Source organism: Luteimicrobium sp. NPDC057192 (assembly GCF_042670205.1).
GTDB lineage: Bacteria > Actinomycetota > Actinomycetes > Actinomycetales > Cellulomonadaceae > Luteimicrobium.
In genome coordinates, this window is sequence record NZ_JBHUWD010000012.1 from 44,078 (window position 1) to 63,512 (window position 19,435).

At 71.0% G+C, this 19,435-nt stretch carries 7 protein-coding genes; all 7 read left to right on the plus strand.

Annotated elements, in window-relative coordinates:
• The first annotated feature begins 405 nt into the window (after positions 1 to 405).
• The 7 genes from ACFT5B_RS07940 to ACFT5B_RS07970 all read left to right on the plus strand — a co-directional run bounded on the left by ACFT5B_RS07940 (position 406) and on the right by ACFT5B_RS07970 (position 19,409).
• Positions 406 to 1,386, plus strand: coding sequence for an ABC transporter substrate-binding protein (locus tag ACFT5B_RS07940; RefSeq protein ID WP_386797452.1), 981 nt, complete (start codon positions 406 to 408; stop codon positions 1,384 to 1,386).
• A gap of 114 nt (positions 1,387 to 1,500) precedes the next feature.
• Positions 1,501 to 3,048: a sugar ABC transporter ATP-binding protein gene (locus ACFT5B_RS07945; protein WP_386797453.1), complete on the plus strand. Its 1,548-nt coding sequence runs from the start codon at positions 1,501 to 1,503 to the stop codon at positions 3,046 to 3,048.
• Positions 3,045 to 4,136: an ABC transporter permease gene (locus ACFT5B_RS07950; protein ID WP_386797454.1), complete on the plus strand. Its 1,092-nt coding sequence runs from the start codon at positions 3,045 to 3,047 to the stop codon at positions 4,134 to 4,136. Before ACFT5B_RS07945 ends, ACFT5B_RS07950 begins: the two co-directional genes overlap by 4 nt.
• Positions 4,133 to 5,296 carry a sugar ABC transporter permease YjfF gene (locus ACFT5B_RS07955; protein WP_386797455.1) on the plus strand — a complete coding sequence of 388 codons (1,164 nt, stop codon included), beginning with the start codon at positions 4,133 to 4,135 and terminating at the stop codon, positions 5,294 to 5,296. The genes ACFT5B_RS07950 and ACFT5B_RS07955 overlap by 4 nt, the downstream gene beginning before the upstream one ends.
• A gap of 192 nt (positions 5,297 to 5,488) precedes the next feature.
• Positions 5,489 to 10,210 (plus strand): alpha-L-arabinofuranosidase C-terminal domain-containing protein, encoded by a 4,722-nt coding sequence (locus ACFT5B_RS07960; protein WP_386797456.1) that lies wholly within the window; start codon positions 5,489 to 5,491, stop codon positions 10,208 to 10,210.
• A 64-nt stretch (positions 10,211 to 10,274) separates the two neighbouring features.
• Positions 10,275 to 13,781, plus strand: a complete 3,507-nt coding sequence (locus ACFT5B_RS07965) for an OmpL47-type beta-barrel domain-containing protein (RefSeq protein WP_386797457.1) — start codon at positions 10,275 to 10,277, stop codon at positions 13,779 to 13,781.
• 120 nt (positions 13,782 to 13,901) lie between these two features.
• Positions 13,902 to 19,409 (plus strand): family 43 glycosylhydrolase, encoded by a 5,508-nt coding sequence (locus ACFT5B_RS07970; protein WP_386797458.1) that lies wholly within the window; start codon positions 13,902 to 13,904, stop codon positions 19,407 to 19,409.
• Positions 19,410 to 19,435: the final 26 nt, after the last annotated feature.

Genomic DNA, 19,435 nt, shown 5'->3' on the forward strand with positions numbered 1-19,435 from the left:
GACCAGCGGGGTCCGGGCGGCGCTGCCGCTCGGGCCCCGCGGCGTCTGCCGGGGTCCGCCCTCCAGCGCGCCGCGCCTGGGCAGTTCCGACGGCGCTGCATGAGGCCGGGCACGCCGTCGTCGTCGGTGCTCGTGCCTCGCCGGCCGGCGGGCGTGACGTCACCGTCGGCGAACCGAACGTCACCGTCGGCGAACGGGGCGTCACCGTCGGCGAACCGAACGTCACCGTCGGTGCCCGCTGACCGGCGGGTCACAGTTTGGTCTCGCCCTTGACACCCCTGTCTCTGTGAGCGCTAACATCTCTCCTCAGGCGCATGTGAGCGCTAACAAAGCGCCGCCAACGGAGGCGGTGGCTCGACGACCGTCACCCGGCCAGAGGGGGCCGGGGCATCTCAAGGAGGAGACATGAACACCAAGAGCACCCGCCGGTGGGTCGTCGGAGCAGTGGCGGCGTTCGCCGCTCTGAGCCTCGCCGCGTGCAGCGGCGGCTCGTCCGGCTCGGACGACACCAAGGGGAGCGGGGGCAGCGGCACCATCACCGTCGGCTTCTCGCAGCTCGGCGCGGAGTCCGGCTGGCGCACCGCGAACACGGAGTCCGTCAAGGCGGCCTTCACCAAGGACAAGGGCTTCGACCTCACGTTCGTGGACGCGCAGCAGAAGCAGGAGAACCAGATCAAGGCGATCCGCGACTTCATCGACCAGGGCGTCGACGCGATCGCCTTCTCGCCCGTCGTCGAGACCGGCTGGGACCAGGTCCTCCAGGAGGCCAAGGACGCCGAGATCCCCGTCGTCCTCGTCGACCGCACGGTCAAGACGAGCGTCTCGGACCCCTACGCCACGTACATCGGCAACGACTTCACCAAGGAGGGCGAGACCGCCGTCGCCTGGATCAAGAAGAACGCGGCCGACGCGAAGATCTTCGAGCTCCAGGGCACGCTCGGCTCCTCGGCCCAGGTCGACCGCGAGAAGCCGGTCGACGCCGAGCTCGGCAGCCAGATCGTCGGCAAGGCGTCCGGCAACTTCACGCGCGCCGAGGGCAAGGCCGCGACCGAGGCCGCGCTCCAGGCGTACCCCGACATGACGATGATCGTGTCGCACAACGACGACATGGCGCTCGGTGCGATCGAGGCCATCGAGGCGGCCGGCAAGAAGCCCGGCACCGACATCAAGATCGTGTCCTTCGACGGCGTGCGTGACGGCCTGCAGGCGCTGCACGACAAGAAGATCAACTACGTCGTCGAGTGCAACCCGGTGTACGGCGACCAGATCGCCGACCTGGTGAAGAAGGTCGTGGGCGGCGAGGACGTCCCCACCCGCACGATCGTCCCGGACGAGGCGTTCGACCAGACGATCACGCAGGAGACCATCGACGCGCGCAAGTACTGACGCGCAAGGCGCCCCGCACCGGCTGGTCCGGGCGGGGCGCCGTCGGCGGCGGGCGCCGCGCACGACGGCCCCGCCGCCACACCTCAGCTCACCACCGCAGGACGGAAGACACAGATGTCCACCACGTCCACGACGGCCACCGAGCCAGTCGTCCGGATGACCGGGATCACCATCGAGTTCCCCGGAGTCAAGGCCCTCGACGGGGTCGATCTCACGCTTCGGCCCGGCGAGGTCCACGCCCTCATGGGCGAGAACGGCGCCGGGAAGTCGACGCTCATCAAGGCCCTCACCGGGGTCTACCGGATCGACGCCGGCGACATCACCGTGGCCGACGTCGCGCGCCGCTTCGACGGCCCCGCCGACGCGCAGGACGCCGGGGTCAGCACGGTCTACCAGGAGGTGAACCTCGCCCCCAACCTCTCCGTCGCGGAGAACATCATGCTGGGGCACGAGGTCCGGCTGGGACCGTTCGTCAACTGGCCCGCGACCCGCCGCGCGGCCCGCACGCACCTCGCGCGCCTCGGGCTCGACCTCGACCCGATGTCGATGCTCGGCTCCCACTCGATCGCGATCCAGCAGCTCTGCGCCATCGCGCGGGCCATGGTCGTCGACGCCAAGGTGCTCATCCTCGACGAGCCGACGTCGAGCCTCGACAAGGCCGAGGTCGCGCAGCTCTTCGACGTGATGCGCCAGCTCCGGGCCGACGGGGTCGCGATCCTCTTCGTGTCGCACTTCCTCGACCAGATCTACGAGATCACGGACCGGCTCACGGTCCTGCGCAACGGGCGCCTCGTCGGCGAGTACCTCACCGCGGAGCTGCCGCGTCTCGAGCTCGTCTCGAAGATGGTCGGCCGGGCGAGCGAGGACCTCGCGGACATCGAGAAGGCCGCCCGTCGCACCACGACCCACGACCTCGAGGGCCGTCAGCCCGTCCTGCAGGCGCTCGGCCTGGGCCGCGACGGAACCGTCGAGCCTTTCGACCTCGAGCTGTACGAGGGCGAGATCGTCGGAGTCGCAGGCCTGCTCGGCTCGGGCCGCACCGAGGTCGCGCGCCTGCTCTACGGCGCCGACCGCGCCGACCACGGGTCGCTCACCGTCCGCGGCTCGGGCGTCCGGTCCGCGACCCCGCTGGGGTCGCTGCAGCGCGGCGTCGCCCTCGCCTCGGAGGACCGCAAGAAGGAGGGCATCATCGGGGACCTCACGGTCCGCGAGAACATCGCCCTCGCCATGCAGGCCGAGCGCGGGGCGTGGCGCAAGGTGCCCGCGAAGGAGCTCGACGCGACGGTCGCGCGCTACATCGAGGCGCTGTCGATCCACCCCGCGAACCCCGACGCGCTGATCCGGAACCTGTCGGGCGGCAACCAGCAGAAGGTCCTGCTCGCGCGCTGGCTCGCGACCGCGCCCAAGCTGCTCCTGCTCGACGAGCCGACGCGCGGCATCGACGTCGGCGCGAAGGCGGAGATCCAGCGCCTGGTCGCGGAGCTCGCGAGCGAGGGCATGAGCGTCGTGTTCATCTCCTCCGAGCTGGAGGAGGTGCTGCGTCTGTCGCACCGTGTCGTCGTCATGCGTGACCGCCAGAAGGTCGGCGAGATCACGAACGGGCCGGACGTCACGGCCACCACCGTCCTCGAGACCATCGCCGCCAGCGGGAGCGCCTCATGACCGGCACCGTCACCACCGAGACCACCTCACCGTCCGCACGGCTGCGCGAGACGTTCACCCGGCTCAGCCGGCACGGCCTGTTCTGGCCGGTCGTCGCGCTCGTCGTGCTGCTCCTCGCGTGCGGGATCGTCAGCCCCGGCTTCCTCGACGTGACCGTCCGCGACGGCCACCTGTTCGGGCAGATCGTCGACATCCTCCGCCAGAGCGCGACGCCGCTGCTGCTCGCGATCGGCATGTGCCTCGTGATCGCGACGGGAGGCATCGACCTCTCCGTGGGTGCGGTCATGGCGATCTCGCTCGCCGTCTCGCTGACCTACATCGCCGAGTCCGGCAGCGGGACGACCGTCTCCACCGCGCTCACGGGCCTCGCGCTGGGACTCGTCGTGGCGCTCGCCATCGGCATGTTCAACGGGTTCCTGGTGACAGTCCTCGGGATCCAGCCGTTCATCGCGACCCTGATCCTCATGATCGCCGGGCGCGGGATCGCGATGCTCATCACCAAGGGCCAGATCACGACCGTCACGAGCCCGCCCTTCAAGGCGATCGGCGCGGGCTACCTGTTCGGCATCCCCATGCCGGTGATCATCGCGGGCGGCGTGTTCGCGCTCGTGGCCCTGCTGGTCCGCGGCACCGCGCTCGGCATGCTGCTCGAGTCGATCGGCATCAACCGGGAGGCGAGCCGCCTCGCGGGCGTGAAGTCGCGGAACATCACCTGGTTCGTCTACGCGCTCTGCGGCCTGCTCGCCGGCCTCGCGGGCATCGTCTACGGCGCGCCGACCATGGCCGCGGACGCCAACAACGTCGGCCTCATGAAGGAGCTCGACGCGATCATGGTCGTCGTGCTCGGCGGGACCAAGCTCGAGGGCGGCAAGTTCTCGCTCGCGGGCTGCGTCGTCGGTGCGCTGATCCTGTCGACCCTCGAGCGCGCGGTCGTCATCTTCCACCTGCCGACGCAGGTCACGCCGCTCTTCAAGGCCCTCATCCTCATCGTCGTCTGCATCGCCGGCTCGGACCGCCTGCGTGCCCGAGCCGGGCTCGTGCGTCGTGCACGCCGGACGCCCGCTGCCCCCGTGGAGGTGGCCGCATGACCAGCACCCAGACCCCCGCACCCGCGACGACGTCGCGTGGTGCGTCCGGCGGCGCCGCGGGCACCGGCCGCTCGGGCGGTGCGATGGACGTCGCGCGCCGGTGGGGCAGGCGCATCGCGGACCGGCGCTTCCTGCCGGTCGCGGGCACCCTGCTCACGCTCGTGCTGATCCTGGTGATCGGTCAGGCGCGGTACTCGACGGACACCCGCAGCTTCGTCAACATGCGGCTGTTCTCCAACCTGCTCGTCGACAACTCGTACCTGCTGGTCCTCGCCGTCGGCATGACGTTCGTGATCCTCACGGGAGGTATCGACCTCTCGGTGGGCGCGGTCGTCGCCCTCGTGGGGCTCGTCGTCGCGAAGCTGCTCATCCTCGGGCTGCCGCTCCCGCTGGTCCTCCTCGCCGGAGTGCTCGTCGGGACGGTGTTCGGGCTCCTCATCGGCGTGCTCGTCCAGTACTTCTCGATCCAGCCGTTCATCGCGTCGCTCGCGGCGATGTTCCTCGCGCGCGGCCTGTGCAACGTCGTGAGCGTCGAGTCGCTCGCGATCGAGGACAAGGGCTTCACGGACCTCGCGTCGTGGCGGCTCAAGTTCGGGCACGGCCCGAGCATCTGGTACATCAACCTGTCGATGGTCGTCGCGCTCGTCGTGATCCTCGTCGCCGTCTACCTGCTCCACTACACGCGCTTCGGACGCACGGTGTACGGGCTGGGCGCGGGGGACGGCGGCCAGGCGGTCGGGCTCATGGGCCTGCGCGCGGCGCGCACCAAGGTGTGGGTCTACGTCATCTCCGGCACGTGCGCCGGGATCGCCGGGATCCTCTTCGCCTTCTACACGCGGTCCGGGTTCAACCTCACGGGCATCGGCATGGAGCTCGACGCCATCGCCTCCGTCGTCATCGGCGGCGCGATGCTCACGGGCGGCAGCGGCTTCGTCCTCGGGTCCGTCGCGGGCGTGCTCGTGTACGGGCTGATCCAGGTGCTCATCGCGCGCGAGGGCCTCGACTCGTGGTGGACGAAGGTCTTCATCGGCGCCGTGCTGCTGCTCTTCGTGCTGCTCCAGCGCGCGCTCACCACCGGCCAGAAGCGCCGCCGCAAGAAGAACAAGGAGGAGAGCCCCGCGCCGCCGCCCTCGGACGCGGCGCCGCTACCCGCCGCCTGACCCCCGGCCGACCCGTCCTCGGACGGACGACCGGACGCACGACCCCCGACGAAGGGGACCCCGCCTCACGGACCCTGGCTGCCACCAGGGAACCTCCGGGAGACGGGGTCCTCGAGCCGGGGCGCACCCTGCAACGGAGCAGCGGGACCCGAGCTCGACGCTCCGCACGTCCATACACGCGCAAGGAGCACGATGATCGTGTCACACCACCGTTCACGTCATAAAGGCCCCGGCGCCGCGCTCGGGCTGGGGGTGGCGCTCGCCGTCGCCCTCGGCGCCGTCGCGGCGCCGGCCCGGGCCGCCGACGCCCCCGCCGATCCGACGGCGCCCTCGCTGCCCGGCGTCGTCGACTCGTTCGACGACGCCACGCTCGGCGGCCAGTGGTCGATCCTGGGCGAGGCGGCGTCCGCCTGGTCGCTGGCGACCAACCCCGGATCCCTCACGCTGACCGCCCAGCCCGGCGACACCTACCAGACCACGAACACGGCGAAGAACGTGTTCTCGGTCGACGTCCCCGACGGCGACTTCACGGCCGTCACGACGGTCCACGCCCCGGTCGCGAAGGTCTACCAGGGCGCCGGCCTGATCGCGTTCGACGACCTGGACAACTACGTCCGGTCCGGGCTGACCTACGTCGGCAGCCTGGCGCCGTCGGGCATCGCGATCGAGAACGACATCGAGACCGGCGCTGCGTTCACGGCCGCGAGCTTCGGCGACCGGCCGGGTTCGCAGGCGGAGACGCTGCGCCTGCAGCGCACGGGCGACGTCGTCACGACGAGCTACTGGGACGCGACCACCGGGGCGTGGGTCCGGACAGGCTCGGTCACGGTGTCGTTCGACATCACGCACCTCGGCCTGTACGCCCTCGCGGCGCAGGACGGCACGACCTTCCCGGCGGTCTTCGACGACTTCGCCTACGAGGCCGCGGACGGGAAGGACGTCGTGCCGACCGGGACGTTCACCTTCCTGGGCGGCGACGGCGACCAGTACCTGCAGACCGAGGACGGCCGGCTCGGCCTGACGTCGACCCGCCCGACGAACACCCTCGCGTTCACCGCGACGGAGGTCTCGGAGGGGGCGGTCACGCTGGCGTCCGGCGAGGTCCCCGTCGTCCTGGGGACGGGGGGCACGCTCGCGATGGGGAGCGTCGGGCAGGAGCCGGTGCCCCTGCGGATCACGGACGCGGGCGGCGGCAAGGTCTACCTGCGGACCGCGGACTCGACCGGTGACGACGGGTACGTCGGCCTGGCCGACGGGCTGCTGGCCGTCGGCGCGAAGGGCGACGCCGTGAAGCTCACCGTGCAGCAGGTCAAGGTCACCGACGGGTCGAGCCTCGACATCGACGGCGACGCGACCAGCATCCAGGTCGCCGACGACCTCTACGGGATCTTCTACGAGGACATCAACTACGCGGCCGACGGCGGCCTCTACGCCGAGCTGGTGCGCAACCGGTCGTTCGAGTTCAACAGCTCGGACAACAGCGGCTTCACCGGCATGACGGCGTGGAGCACGCTCACGCGCGGCGAGGGCGCGGGCTCGACCGCGACCGTCGGCACGGGCGACGCGCGGCTGGGCGACGACAACCGCTACTTCCTCACCCTGACGGCCACGGGCGCGGGCGCCGGGATCCAGAACGCCGGCGACAACTCCGGGTTCGCGATCGAGAAGGACGGGAAGTACGACTTCTCGGTGTGGGCGCGGTCGGCGACGGCCCAGGACCTCGCGGTCCGCCTCGAGAGCAAGGACGGGTCCGCCGCCTACGCCACCGGCACGGTCGCCGTCGACGGCTCGGACACGTGGAAGAAGTACACGGTCACGCTGACCGCGGACGTGACCACCGACGCGGCGCGTCTCGCGGTCCTCGCCGGTGCGGCGTCGACGGTGCGCCTCGACATGGTCTCGCTGTTCCCCGAGGACACGTGGGTGGGTCCCGTCAACGGGAAGTCGGTGCTGCGCAAGGACCTCGCGCAGAAGATCGCCGACCTCAAGCCCAAGTTCCTGCGCTTCCCCGGCGGCTGCGTGACCGACGTCGGCACCTTCCCGTCGTACGCCGAGTCGGGCGGCGCGGACCGCAAGCGTATGTACCAGTGGAAGGAGACGATCGGCCCGGTCGAGCAGCGTCCGACGAACGCCAACTTCTGGGGCTACAACCAGTCGTACGGCATCGGGTACCTCGAGTACTTCGAGTTCGCCGAGGACCTCGGCGCGACGCCGCTGCCCGTCGTGACGGTCGGGGCGCAGGGCTGCGGCTCGAGCCTCAAGGGCACGACCGACGCCGCCACGGTGCAGCGCTACGTCCAGGACACGGTCGACCTGCTCGAGTTCGCGAACGGCGACACCACCACCGAGTGGGGCGCGAAGCGCGCCGCGCTGGGCCACCCGAAGCCGTTCGGCGTGAAGTACATCGAGCTCGGCAACGAGGAGAACAACACCGAGTTCGAGAAGAACTTCCCGACGTTCCGCGCGGCCGTCGAGGCGGCGTTCCCGGGCGTCACGGTCATCTCCAACTCGGGGCCGGACGACTCCGGCTCGCGCTTCGACACCCTCTGGGCCTTCAACAAGCAGCAGAAGGTCGCCATGGTCGACGAGCACTACTACAACAGCCCCGACTGGTTCCTCGCGAACGCCGACCGCTACGACTCCTACGACCGCAGCGGACCGCAGGTCTTCCTCGGCGAGTACGCCTCCCAGGGCAACACGCTGTGGAACTCGATCACCGAGGCCGCGTACATGACGAGCCTCGAGCGGAACTCGGACGTCGTGCAGCTCGCGTCGTACGCGCCGCTGCTGTCCAACGAGGACTACGTGCAGTGGTCCCCCGACGCGATCTGGTTCGACAACGACGAGTCGTGGGGGAGCCCGAACTACTACGTCCAGAAGATGTTCTCGAACAACCTGGACGCGGGCGACCACGTCGTCCCGAGCACGTACACGGGCCCGCAGGTCACGCCCGAGCCGCTCGGGGGCGGGGTCTTCCTGTCCACGTGGAGCACGGCGGCGTCCTACGACAACGTGAAGGTCACGTCCAACGACACCGGCGACACCCTGTTCTCGGACGACTTCTCGGGTCCGTCGACGTGGTCGCCGCAGTCGGGCACGTGGGCCGTGTCGAACGGCGCCTACACGCAGACCAGCACCTCGGTGACCGACGCCCGGTCGATCATCCCCGACGCGTACACGAAGGACTGGTCGGACTACACGCTCGAGCTGGACGCCACGAAGACCGCCGGGTTGGAGGGCTTCCTCGTCGGGTTCGCGGCCACGGGCCCGAACAACTTCTTCTGGTGGAACCTCGGCGGGTGGTCGAACACCCGTCAGGCGCTGCAGAAGGCGGACGGCGGCTCGGCCGGCGAGGTCGACGCGGTCGAGGGCAGCACCATCACGACCGGGAAGACCTACCACCTCAAGGTCGTCGTCTCCGGTCGTGACATCAAGCTCTACCTCGACGGCGAGCTCCAGATGGACTACGAGGACGTCGTCGCGACGCAGGACGTCTTCCAGGACGTCACGCGCGACGCGTCCACCGGCGACCTCGTCGTCAAGGTGGTCAACACGTCCGACACGACACGCCGCACGGCCGTCCACGTCTCCGACGTCGGGATCCGCTCGACGGGCACCGCCACGGTCCTCACCGGCCAGCGCGACGACACCAACACCAAGGCGAAGAAGACGAAGGTCGTCCCGGTCACCCGCGAGCTCACCGGGCTCTCGGGCGACTTCAGCTACGACTTCCAGCCCTACTCGGTGACGTTCCTGCGCCTGCACACCGTGGACGCCGTCGCGCCGACGATCGACTCGCTCGACCTGTCGTCCGCCGGCGTCCGCGGCTGGCACGCCGACCCGGTCACGGTCACCGCGACCGCGTCGGACGACCGTGGCGTGGCGAGCCTCGAGACCCGGGTCGACGGCGGCGCCTGGGTGGCGTCGTCGTCCGTGTCGACGGCGTCGGTCCAGGTCTCTGGGCAGGGCGAGCACACCGTCGAGGTGCGCGCGACCGACGCCGACGGCAACGTCTCCGAGGTCCGCCCGGTGACGTTCGCGATCGACGCGACCCCGCCGATCTCCAACGCGACCGTCGACCCGAAGGCCCGGACGGTCACGCTCCGCGCCGCGGACTCGGGCGCGGGGACGGCGCGGGTCGAGTACCGGGTCGGGACGTCGGGTGCGTGGTCGACCTACGTCTCGCCGGTGAAGGTCGGCGCGGCGGCGACCACGGTCCAGTACCGGGCCGTCGACGCCGTCGGCAACGTCGAGGCGGCGAACACGGTGGTCGTGCCGGCCGCGGGGGTCGTCCTCAAGGCGACGTCGACCGCTGCGGTGGTGTCGCCTTCGACGGTGACGTTCGGGACGTCGCCGAAGGTGACGGTCCGGGTGACCGGCGCGGGCGGGACGCCGACGGGGACCGTGCGCGTGACGGACGGGAAGCGTCTGGTCGGGTCGGCGACGCTCTCGAGCGGGCGCGCGTCCGTGACGGTCGCGAAGGACCTCGCCGTCGGGTCGCACACGCTCTCGGTGGCGTACTCCGGCGACAAGGCGTTCGCGGCGTCGTCGGACACGGTCAGGGTCACGGTGACCAAGACGTCGTCGCGCACGTCGGTGAAGGTCTCGCCGAAGTCCCCGACGCACACCCAGCGCGCGACGGTGACCGCGACGGTGAAGACCGTGGTGCCGTCGGGCTCGGTGACCGTCAAGGTCACGCACGCCGTGAAGAAGACGGTCGTGAAGCACGGGAAGAAGGTCACGACCACGACGACGAAGACGGTCGTGTCGACGAAGGTCGCCCTGTCGAAGAACGGGACCGCGAGCGTGCGGCTCCCGAAGCTCGCCCACGGGACCTACCGCCTGACCGTGACGTACGGCGGCTCGGCGACGGCGACGTCGTCGGCCGCGGCCACGGCCCTCACCGTGCGCTAGCCGGGTGGGGCGCCCGCACCGGGCGCCCCACCCCCCTCAGGACTTCCTCGAAGGAGAACCACCCATGTCAACCTCCGCACGGACCCGACGGTCCGCGTCGGCGACGGCGCTCGCGCTGGTCGTCGGCGGGCTCGGCGCCGCCCTGCCCGCCACGGCGCAGGCGGCCCCGCCGCTCCCGGCCCTCACGGCCGACCCCGCACCCGCCACGACGCTCGACGACGGCCTCGTCGCGTCCTACCCCCTCGACGAGACGTCCGGCACCACGGCGCACGACGCGTCCGGCCACGGCAAGGACGGCACCGTCGAGGGCGCCGTGTCCTGGAACGACGGCGAGGGCTTCGCGTTCAGCGGCGGCGCCTCAGGCTCGGGCAACGCCATCAAGCTTCCCGACAACCTGATCGCCGGCGACGACGACGTGAGCGTCGACCTCGACGTCAAGGTCGACCCGACGCTCAGCGGCAACTGGTTCCTGTTCAACCTGGGCAACGTCGCCCCGTATCCCGACGGCACCGGCTACCTGTTCGTCACGGGCAAGGACTCCTCGAGCCGGTACCGGGGCACGTTCGCGACCGGCGGCTTCGCCACCGAGCAGAGCGCCGCCCGCCCCGGCGGCCTGGCGACGGGGACGTGGAAGCACGTCACGCTCGTCGTCGACGGAGGCACGACCGCCGCGCCCGGCAGCATCTCGCTGTACGAGGACGGCGCGCTCGTGGCCCAGCGGGTCAACGTCACGAGCTCGCCCGCGAGCATCGTGACGAGCACCCGGAACTACCTGGGCCGGTCCGCGTACGCGGGCGACGCGTCGTTCAAGGGCCAGCTCAAGGACGTGCGCGTCTACGACCGCACGCTCGACGCGGCGGAGGTCGCGTCGCTCGCGGGCGTCGCACCCTCCGACCAGGACGCGGTCACGGCGGCCGCCGCGGCGCTCGCCGTCCCCGACGCCGACGACGTGCGCGGCAACGTCACCCTGCCGACCGCCGGCGACCACGGCACCACGGTCGCGTGGGCGTCGTCGGACCCGGGCGTCGTCTCGACCACGGGCGAGGTCACGCGGCCCGCGCACGGCACCGACGCGGTGGCCGTCACGCTCACCGCCACCGTCACGAAGGGCGACGCCACGGCGACGCGGACGATCCCGCTGACCGTCGAGCCGCTGCCCGAGCAGGAGGACACCACCGCCTACGTGTTCGCCTACTTCGAGGGCGAGAGCACCGACGCCGGCGAGTCGGTCTACCTCGGCGCGAGCCAGGGCGACGACGCGCTGCACTGGAACGACCTCAACGACGGCAACCCGCTGTTCACGTCGACGCTCGGCACGAAGGGCCTGCGGGACCCGTTCATTATCCGCTCCCACGACGGCGACAAGTTCTACCTCCTGGCGACGGACCTCAAGATCTACCCGTCCGGGAACTTCGCGACGGCGCAGCGCACGGGCTCGACGTCGCTCGAGATCTGGGAGTCCGACGACCTCGTGCACTGGTCGGACCAGCGGCACGTCAAGGTCTCCTCGGACTTCGCGGGGAACACCTGGGCACCCGAGGCGTACTACGACGAGGAGCTCGGCAGCTACGTCGTCTACTGGGCGTCGAACCTCTACGACACCACGGACACGACCGGCCGCGACAACACGGCGACGTACAACCGCATGATGTACGCGACGACGCGCGACTTCGTGACGTTCAGCGACCCGAAGCCGTGGGTCGACGTCAAGCGGGGCAGCGGCCTCGGCATGATCGACGCGACCGTGATCAAGGACGGCGACCAGTACTACCGCTTCGTCAAGGACGAGCAGTACATGATCCCGCGCGAGGAGAAGTCGACCGACCTCCTGGCGCCGGTGTCCGGCTCGCTCCCGACGACGACCTCCACGCCCTGGCAGCTCGTCAAGGAGAAGGTCGCCTTCGGTCAGCCCAACCAGTGGGGCGGGACGTTCACGGCGGGCGAGGGCCCGACCGTCTTCAAGGCCAACGCGGGCGACGTCAACACGGGAGGCCAGGACACCTGGTACCTGTTCGTCGACCAGCCGAGCTACCACGGCGGCAAGGGCTACGTGCCGTTCGTGACGACCGACCTCGACTCGGGCCAGTTCACGTCCGTGGCGGCGCAGTCGGAGCTCCCGACCAGCCCGCGGCACGGCACCGTGCTGCCGGTCACGCAGGCCGAGTACGAGCGGGTGCTCGCCGCGTACCAGCCGGACCTCCTCGTCGACGCGGTCGACCCCGTCACGACGACGACCCGGATGGGCGAGGCGCCCGTGCTGCCGTCCACCGTGACCGTCCGGTACCACGACGGGTCCTCGAAGCAGGTCGCGGTGACGTGGCCGCAGGTCGACGCCGCGCAGTACGCGCAGCCGGGGACCTTCGAGGTGCGAGCGGACGTGGTGCCCGGGGCCGACGTCCAGGCGGTCGCGACGGTCACCGTGACCGACGCCGTCGATCCGGTCGTCACGCTGACCACCACGCCCGGCCAGCCGTCGTCCGGCTGGTTCGCGACCGCACCGGTGACGGTCGACGCGACCGCCACCGACGACGGCACGGTCGCCACGGTGGACACCTCGCTCGACGGCGGCCCCTGGGTCACCGCCGACGGCGCCACGGCCCACGTGACCGTGCCCGCCGACGGCCGGCACCTCGTGCAGGCGCGCGCGACGGACGCGTCGGGGAACATGTCCGCGATCGTGTCGCGTGCGGTCCTCGTCGACACCGGTGCGCCCGTCTCGAAGGCGACCGTGTCCACGACCGAGCGGTCGGTCGCGCTCGCCGCGGCCGACGAGTGGTCGGGCGTGGCGCGGGTCGAGTACCGGGTCGGGACAGCGGGCGCGTGGTCGACCTACGTCTCGCCGGTGAAGGTCGGGCCGGGCGCGGCGACGGTGCAGTACCGGGCCGTGGATGTGGCGGGGAACGTGGAGGTCACGAACGCGGCTTCCGTTCCTGCCGCTGGGGTCGTGCTGAAGAGCACGTCGACTGCTGCGGTGGTGTCGCCGTCGACGGTGACGTTCGGGAAGTCGCCGAAGGTGACGGTCCGGGTGACCGGTGCCGGCGGTGTGCCGTCCGGGTCGGTGCGGGTCACGGACGGGAAGCGGCTGGTCGGCTCGGCGAAGCTCTCGGGCGGCAAGGCCACGGTCGGCCTCGCGGGCGACCTGGCGGTCGGGTCTCACACGCTGGTGGTCGCGTACTCGGGTGACAAGGCGTTCGCGGCGTCGTCGGACACGGTCAAGGTCAAGGTGACCAAGGCGTCGTCGGCGACTGCCGTGAAGGTCTCGCCGAAGTCCCCGACCCACACCCAGCGGGCGACGGTCACGGCGACGGTGAAGACCGTCCAGCCGACCGGCACGGTCACGGTCAAGGTCACCACGACGGTGAAGAAGACCGTGGTCACGCACGGGAAGAAGGTCACGACCACGACGACGAGGACCGTCGTGTCCCGGAAGGTCGCGCTGTCCAAGACCGGGACCGCGAGCCTGCGGCTCCCCAAGCTCGCCCAGGGCACCTACCGCCTCACGGTGAGCTTCGGCGGGTCGGCGACCGCGACGTCGTCGTCCGCCGCCACCACGGTCCGCGTCACGAGGTAGCGGCCGTCCACGACTGCCGGGCGCGGCGTCCGAGTGCGCCGCGCCCGGCAGTTCTCGCACTCCGATGGTGACGTTGCCATCGGTGCGTCCCACGCAGGGGGACCGATGAGAAGGGGAACGATGAGAACGACGAGAAGAACGCTGGCGGCCGTGGCCGCCGCGGCGCTGACGGCCACCATGGCGCCGTCCGTCGCCCACGCGGCCGACGAGCCCGCGCCCGACGACCTGAGCGCAGGCCTGATCGCGTACTACCCGCTCGACGAGACGGGCGGCACGACCGCGCACGACGCGTCCGGCCACGGTCACGACGGCACGGTCGAGGGCACCGCGTCCTGGAATGCAGGCGACGGCTTCACGTTCGGCGGGGGAGCGTCGGGCAGCGGCAACGCGATCAAGCTGCCGAACGACCTCCTCGCGGGCCAGGACGACGTCACGGTCGACTTCGACGTGTACGTGGACCCGACCCTCACGGGCAGCTGGTTCATGTTCACCTTCGGCAACCCGACGGTGTACCCGAACGGCACGGGCTACCTGTTCACCACGGGCGCGGGCGGGACCTTCCGCGGGACCCTGGCCTCCGCGGGCTACACGACCGAGCAGAGCGCCAAGAAGTCCGGCGGCCTCGCGACCGGCACGTGGAAGCACGTGACGTACGTCGTCGACGGCGGCACGGAGACCGACCCCGGCTCGGCGCGGCTCTACGAGGACGGCGCGCTCGTCGGGTCGAACGACGCGGTCACGCAGACGCCGGCCCAGATCGGCGAACCCGACGGCACCAGCACGCGCAACTACCTCGGACGTTCGGCCTACACCGCCGACCCGTCCTTCAAGGGCAAGATCCGCGACTTCCGGGTCTACGACCGGACGCTCGACGCGGACGAGGCCGCCACGCTCGCCCAGGACACGGCCGAGGCCGGCGCCGACGCGGCCCTGGCCGCGCTCGACCTGGGCGACCTGTCCGGCGTGACCGACGACCTCACGCTGCCGACGACGTCGAAGGGCGCGACCGTGACCTGGTCGTCGTCCGACCCGTCGGTGATCGCGGCCGACGGCTCTGTGACGCGCCCGGCCGTGGGGGAGCCGGCCGCGACGGTCACGCTCACGGCGTCGGTCACCAACGGCACGGCGACGCGCACCAAGGCGTTCACGGCGACCGTCCTGCCCGACCCCGCGGCGTCGGACAAGGTCGCGTACGACGCCGAGCACGTCACGGTCGCGAACCTCGCCGCCGTGCGGGGCAACCTCACCCTGCCGACGGCAGGGCACTACGGCTCGACGATCACCTGGGCGTCGTCCGACCCCGACGTGGTCTCCGCGACCGGCGAGGTGACCCGGCCGGCCTACGGCGAGGACGCCGTCGACGTCACGCTCACCGCGACCGCGACCCTCGGCGACGACGCGGCGCCCCGCACGTACACCGCGCACGTCGAGGCGATGCCGCGCCGCGTCCCGACGACGAGCTACATGTACGCGTACTTCACGGGCGACTCGCTCGCGGGCGAGAAGATCTACTTCGCCGCGAGCCAGGGCAACGACGCGCTCAAGTGGACCGAGCTCAACGGCGGCAAGCCGGCGCTGACCTCGACGCTCGGCACCAAGGGCCTGCGCGACCCGTTCGTCATCCGCTCGCACGACGGCGACACGTTCTACCTCATCGCGACCGACCTCTCCATCGGGTCGGGGACGTCGTGGGGCGACTCGGTCCGCACGGGCTCGAAGAGCATCGAGGTCTGGGAGTCGAAGGACCTCGTGCACTGGTCCGACCAGCGCCAGGTGAAGGTCGCGCCCGACAACGCCGGCAACACGTGGGCGCCCGAGGCGTACTGGGACGACGAGATCGGCGCGTACGTCGTGTTCTGGGCCTCGTCGCTCTACGGGGACGACGACCCGAACCACACCGGCACCAGCTACCACCGGATGATGTACGCCACGACGCGCGACTTCGTGACGTTCACGCCCGCGAAGGTCTGGCAGGACACGGGCAAGTCCCGCATCGACACGACCGTCTACAAGGAGGGCGACACCTACTACCGGTTCACCAAGGACGAGGCGAGCGCCGGCGGCTGCACGGACATCTTCCAGGACAAGTCGACCGACCTCCTGGCCCCCGCGGCGGACTGGACGATCCAAGACACCTGCATCGCGACCAAGGCCGGCCTCGTCCGCGCCGAGGGGCCGTCGATCTTCAAGGCCAACGAGGGCGACGTCAACGGCGGCGGGTACTACCTGTTCGTCGACGAGTACGGGTACCGCAAGTACCTCCCGCTGCACTCCGACAGCCTCGAGAACCCGGACTGGGAGCTGCCCGCCGCCTGGTCGCTGCCGGCTAGCCCGCGTCACGGCACGGTCATGAACCTCACGCAGGCCGAGTGGGACGGGCTCACGGGCACGACGACGGCGGCCGTCACCTCCACGACGAAGGTGAAGCTCGCCGACGCGACGGTCGAGGCGGGGCACGGCACGTCGGCCACGGTCAGCGTCAAGGCGTCCGACCAGGGGCAGGTCGCGGGCGACGTGACCGTCTCCGCCGGCGACTGGCACACCACCGCGCACCTCGCTGCCGACGGCACCGTGACCGTCGACCTGCCCGCCGACCTCCCCGTCGGCCAGGCCGAGGTCGCGGCGTCCTACGCGGGCTACGGCGTCGTCGGCGCGAGCGCCGGCACGGCGACGCTCACCGTGGGCGAGGCGACGGTCGACCCGGACCTCGTCGTGTCCTACCCGTTCGACGAGACCAGCGGCACCGTCGCGCACGACGCGTCGGGCCACGGCCTCGACGCCCAGCTCGTGAACGGCGCGGTCCCGTCCGCGGGCGGCGTCACGCTCGACGGCACGGACGACTACGTCGACCTGCCCGACGACGTCCTCGCCGGGCTCACGTCCGCGACGGTCTCGGTCGACGTCAAGATCGACCCGTCGCAGGGAACCCCGTACTTCGTGTACGGCCTGGGCAACACGAGCAGCGGCACCGGCAACGGCTACCTGTTCACCACGGGCGACTCCTACCGCACGGCCATCGCGTCGGGGAACTGGACGACCGAGCAGAACACCTCGTCGTCGTCGAACCTCCCGCGTGGTGCGTGGAAGCAGCTCACCTACACCCTCGACGCCGCGACGCACACGGGCACCGTGTACCTCGACGGGGTCAAGGTCGCGCAGAACACCGGGATCACCCTGACCCCGGGCGAGATCGGCGGCGGGCACACGGTCGCCAACTACATCGGGCGCTCGCTGTACACGGCCGACAAGTACCTCAAGGGCCAGGTGCGGGACTTCCGCATCTACGACCGGGCGCTCACCCCGTCCGAGGTGCTGGACAGGTCGGGCAACGGCACCGCCGTCGTCGGCGTCGTGCTGCCCCAGCTCAAGGTGCCGGCGATCGTCGACGCCGCGTCGTCGACGATCACGCTGCCCGTGAAGCCGGGCACCGACCTGTCGGCGCTCGCGCCGAAGCTCGAGGTGTCGGACTCCGCGACCGTGTCGCCCGACAACGGGTCGACGCGCGACCTCACGAAGCCGGTGGCGTATACCGTCACGGCCGCTGACGGCTCGGCGAAGACCTGGACGGTCAGGGCGCTCGTGATGCGCAGCCCGGTCCTGCCGGGCTACAACGCCGACCCGAACATCGTCGTGTTCGGCGACACCTACTACATCTACGCGACCACGGACGGCACCCCGGGCTGGGGGAGCACCTCGTTCAAGGTCTGGTCGAGCAAGGACCTCGTCGACTGGACCGACCACGGCGTGATCCTCGACGTGGGAGGTGCCGACACCGGGCACGACGACATCAGCTGGGCGGACGGCCACGCATGGGCGCCGACCATCACCGAGAAGGACGGGACGTACTACTTCTACTTCGTCGCCGACCAGCAGATCGGCGTCGCCGTGTCCGACTCGCCCACGGGCCACTTCACCGACGCGCTCGGTGAACCCCTCGTCCACAAGGCCGACTTCGGCGGCCGGCAGCAGATCGACCCGGCCGTGTTCACCGACACCGACGGGACGACCTACCTGTTCTGGGGCAACGGGACCGCCTACATGGTCCCGTTGAACGACGACCTGACCTCCTACGACCCGGCCAAGGTCCGGACGATCAGCGGGCTCAAGGACTTCCGGGAGGGCCTGTTCGTCAACAAGCGGCAGGACACCTACTACCTCACGTGGTCCGTCGACGACACGGGCAGCGAGAACTACCACGTCAACTACGCGACGTCGTCGAGCGTGACGGGGCCGTGGACCAACCGGGGCACGCTCCTGCAGAAGGATCCGAGCCAGGGAATCCTCGGCACGGGCCACTCGTCGATCGTCCAGGTGCCCGGCACCGACGACTGGTACATCGCGTACCACCGGTTCGGCATCCCCGGGGGCGACGGGACGCACCGCGAGACCACGATCGACCGGGTCACCTTCACGGCCGACGGGCTCATGAACCCGGTCGTCCCGACGCTCACGAGCGTCGACCCGGAGCGCGTCCCCGACACGACCGCGCCGACGGTGTCGCTCGCGACGTCGCCGGCGACGGCCGACGGGTCGGCGGGGTGGTTCGTGTCGTCGCCGGTCGCCGTGACGGCGACGGGTGCCGACGACCGGGGGCTCGCCTCGACCGAGCTCTCCGTCGACGGCGGGGCGTGGGTCGCGGGGTCGGCTGCCTCGTCGGTGTCGGCCTCGCTGGCCGACGGGCGGCACCTGGTGCAGGCACGTGCGACCGACGCCGCCGGGAACGTCTCGGCCCTCGTCTCGGCCGCGGTGCTCGTCGACTCGGCGGCGCCGGTGTCGAACGCTGTCGTGGACGCGAAGGCCCGCACGGTCACGCTGCGGTCCGCCGACGGCGGATCCGGGGTCGGGCGGGTCGAGTACCGGGTCGGGACGTCGGGCGCGTGGTCGACCTACGTCTCGCCGGTGAAGGTCGGGTCGGGCGCGGCGACGGTGCAGTACCGGGCCGTCGACGTGGCGGGGAACGTGGAGGTCACGAACGTGGCGTCGGTCCCTGCTGCGGGGGTCGTGCTGAAGAGCACGTCGACCGCTGCGGTGGTGCCGCCCTCGACGGTGACGTTCGGGACGGCCGCGAAGGTGACGGTCCGTGTGACCGGTGCCGGCGGTGTGCCGTCCGGGTCGGTGCGGGTCACGGACGGGAAGCGGCTGGTGGGTTCGGCGAAGCTCGCCGGCGGCCGGGCGACTGTGACGCTCGCGAAGGACCTGAGCGTCGGTTCGCACACGCTGACCGTGACCTACTCCGGTGACAAGGCGTTCGCGGCGTCGTCCGACACGGTCACCCTCAAGGTGACCAAGGCGAGCTCGCGCACGTCGGTGAAGGTCAACCCGAAGGCCCCGACCCACACCCAGCGCGCGACGGTCACGGCGACGGTGAAGACCGTCCAGCCCAGCGGGTCCGTGACCGTCAAGGTGACGCACGCCGTGAAGAAGACGGTCGTGAAGCACGGGAAGAAGGTCACGACCACGGTCACGAAGACGGTGGTCTCCACGAAGGTCGCCCTGTCGAAGAACGGGACCGCGACCCTGCGGCTCCCCAAGCTCGCCCAGGGCGCCTACCGCCTCACGGTGAGCTACGGCGGTTCGGCGACCGCGACGTCGTCGGGCGCGACGACCGCCCTCACGGTTCGTCGGTAACCCGCACCGTGACGCACGCGAGCCCC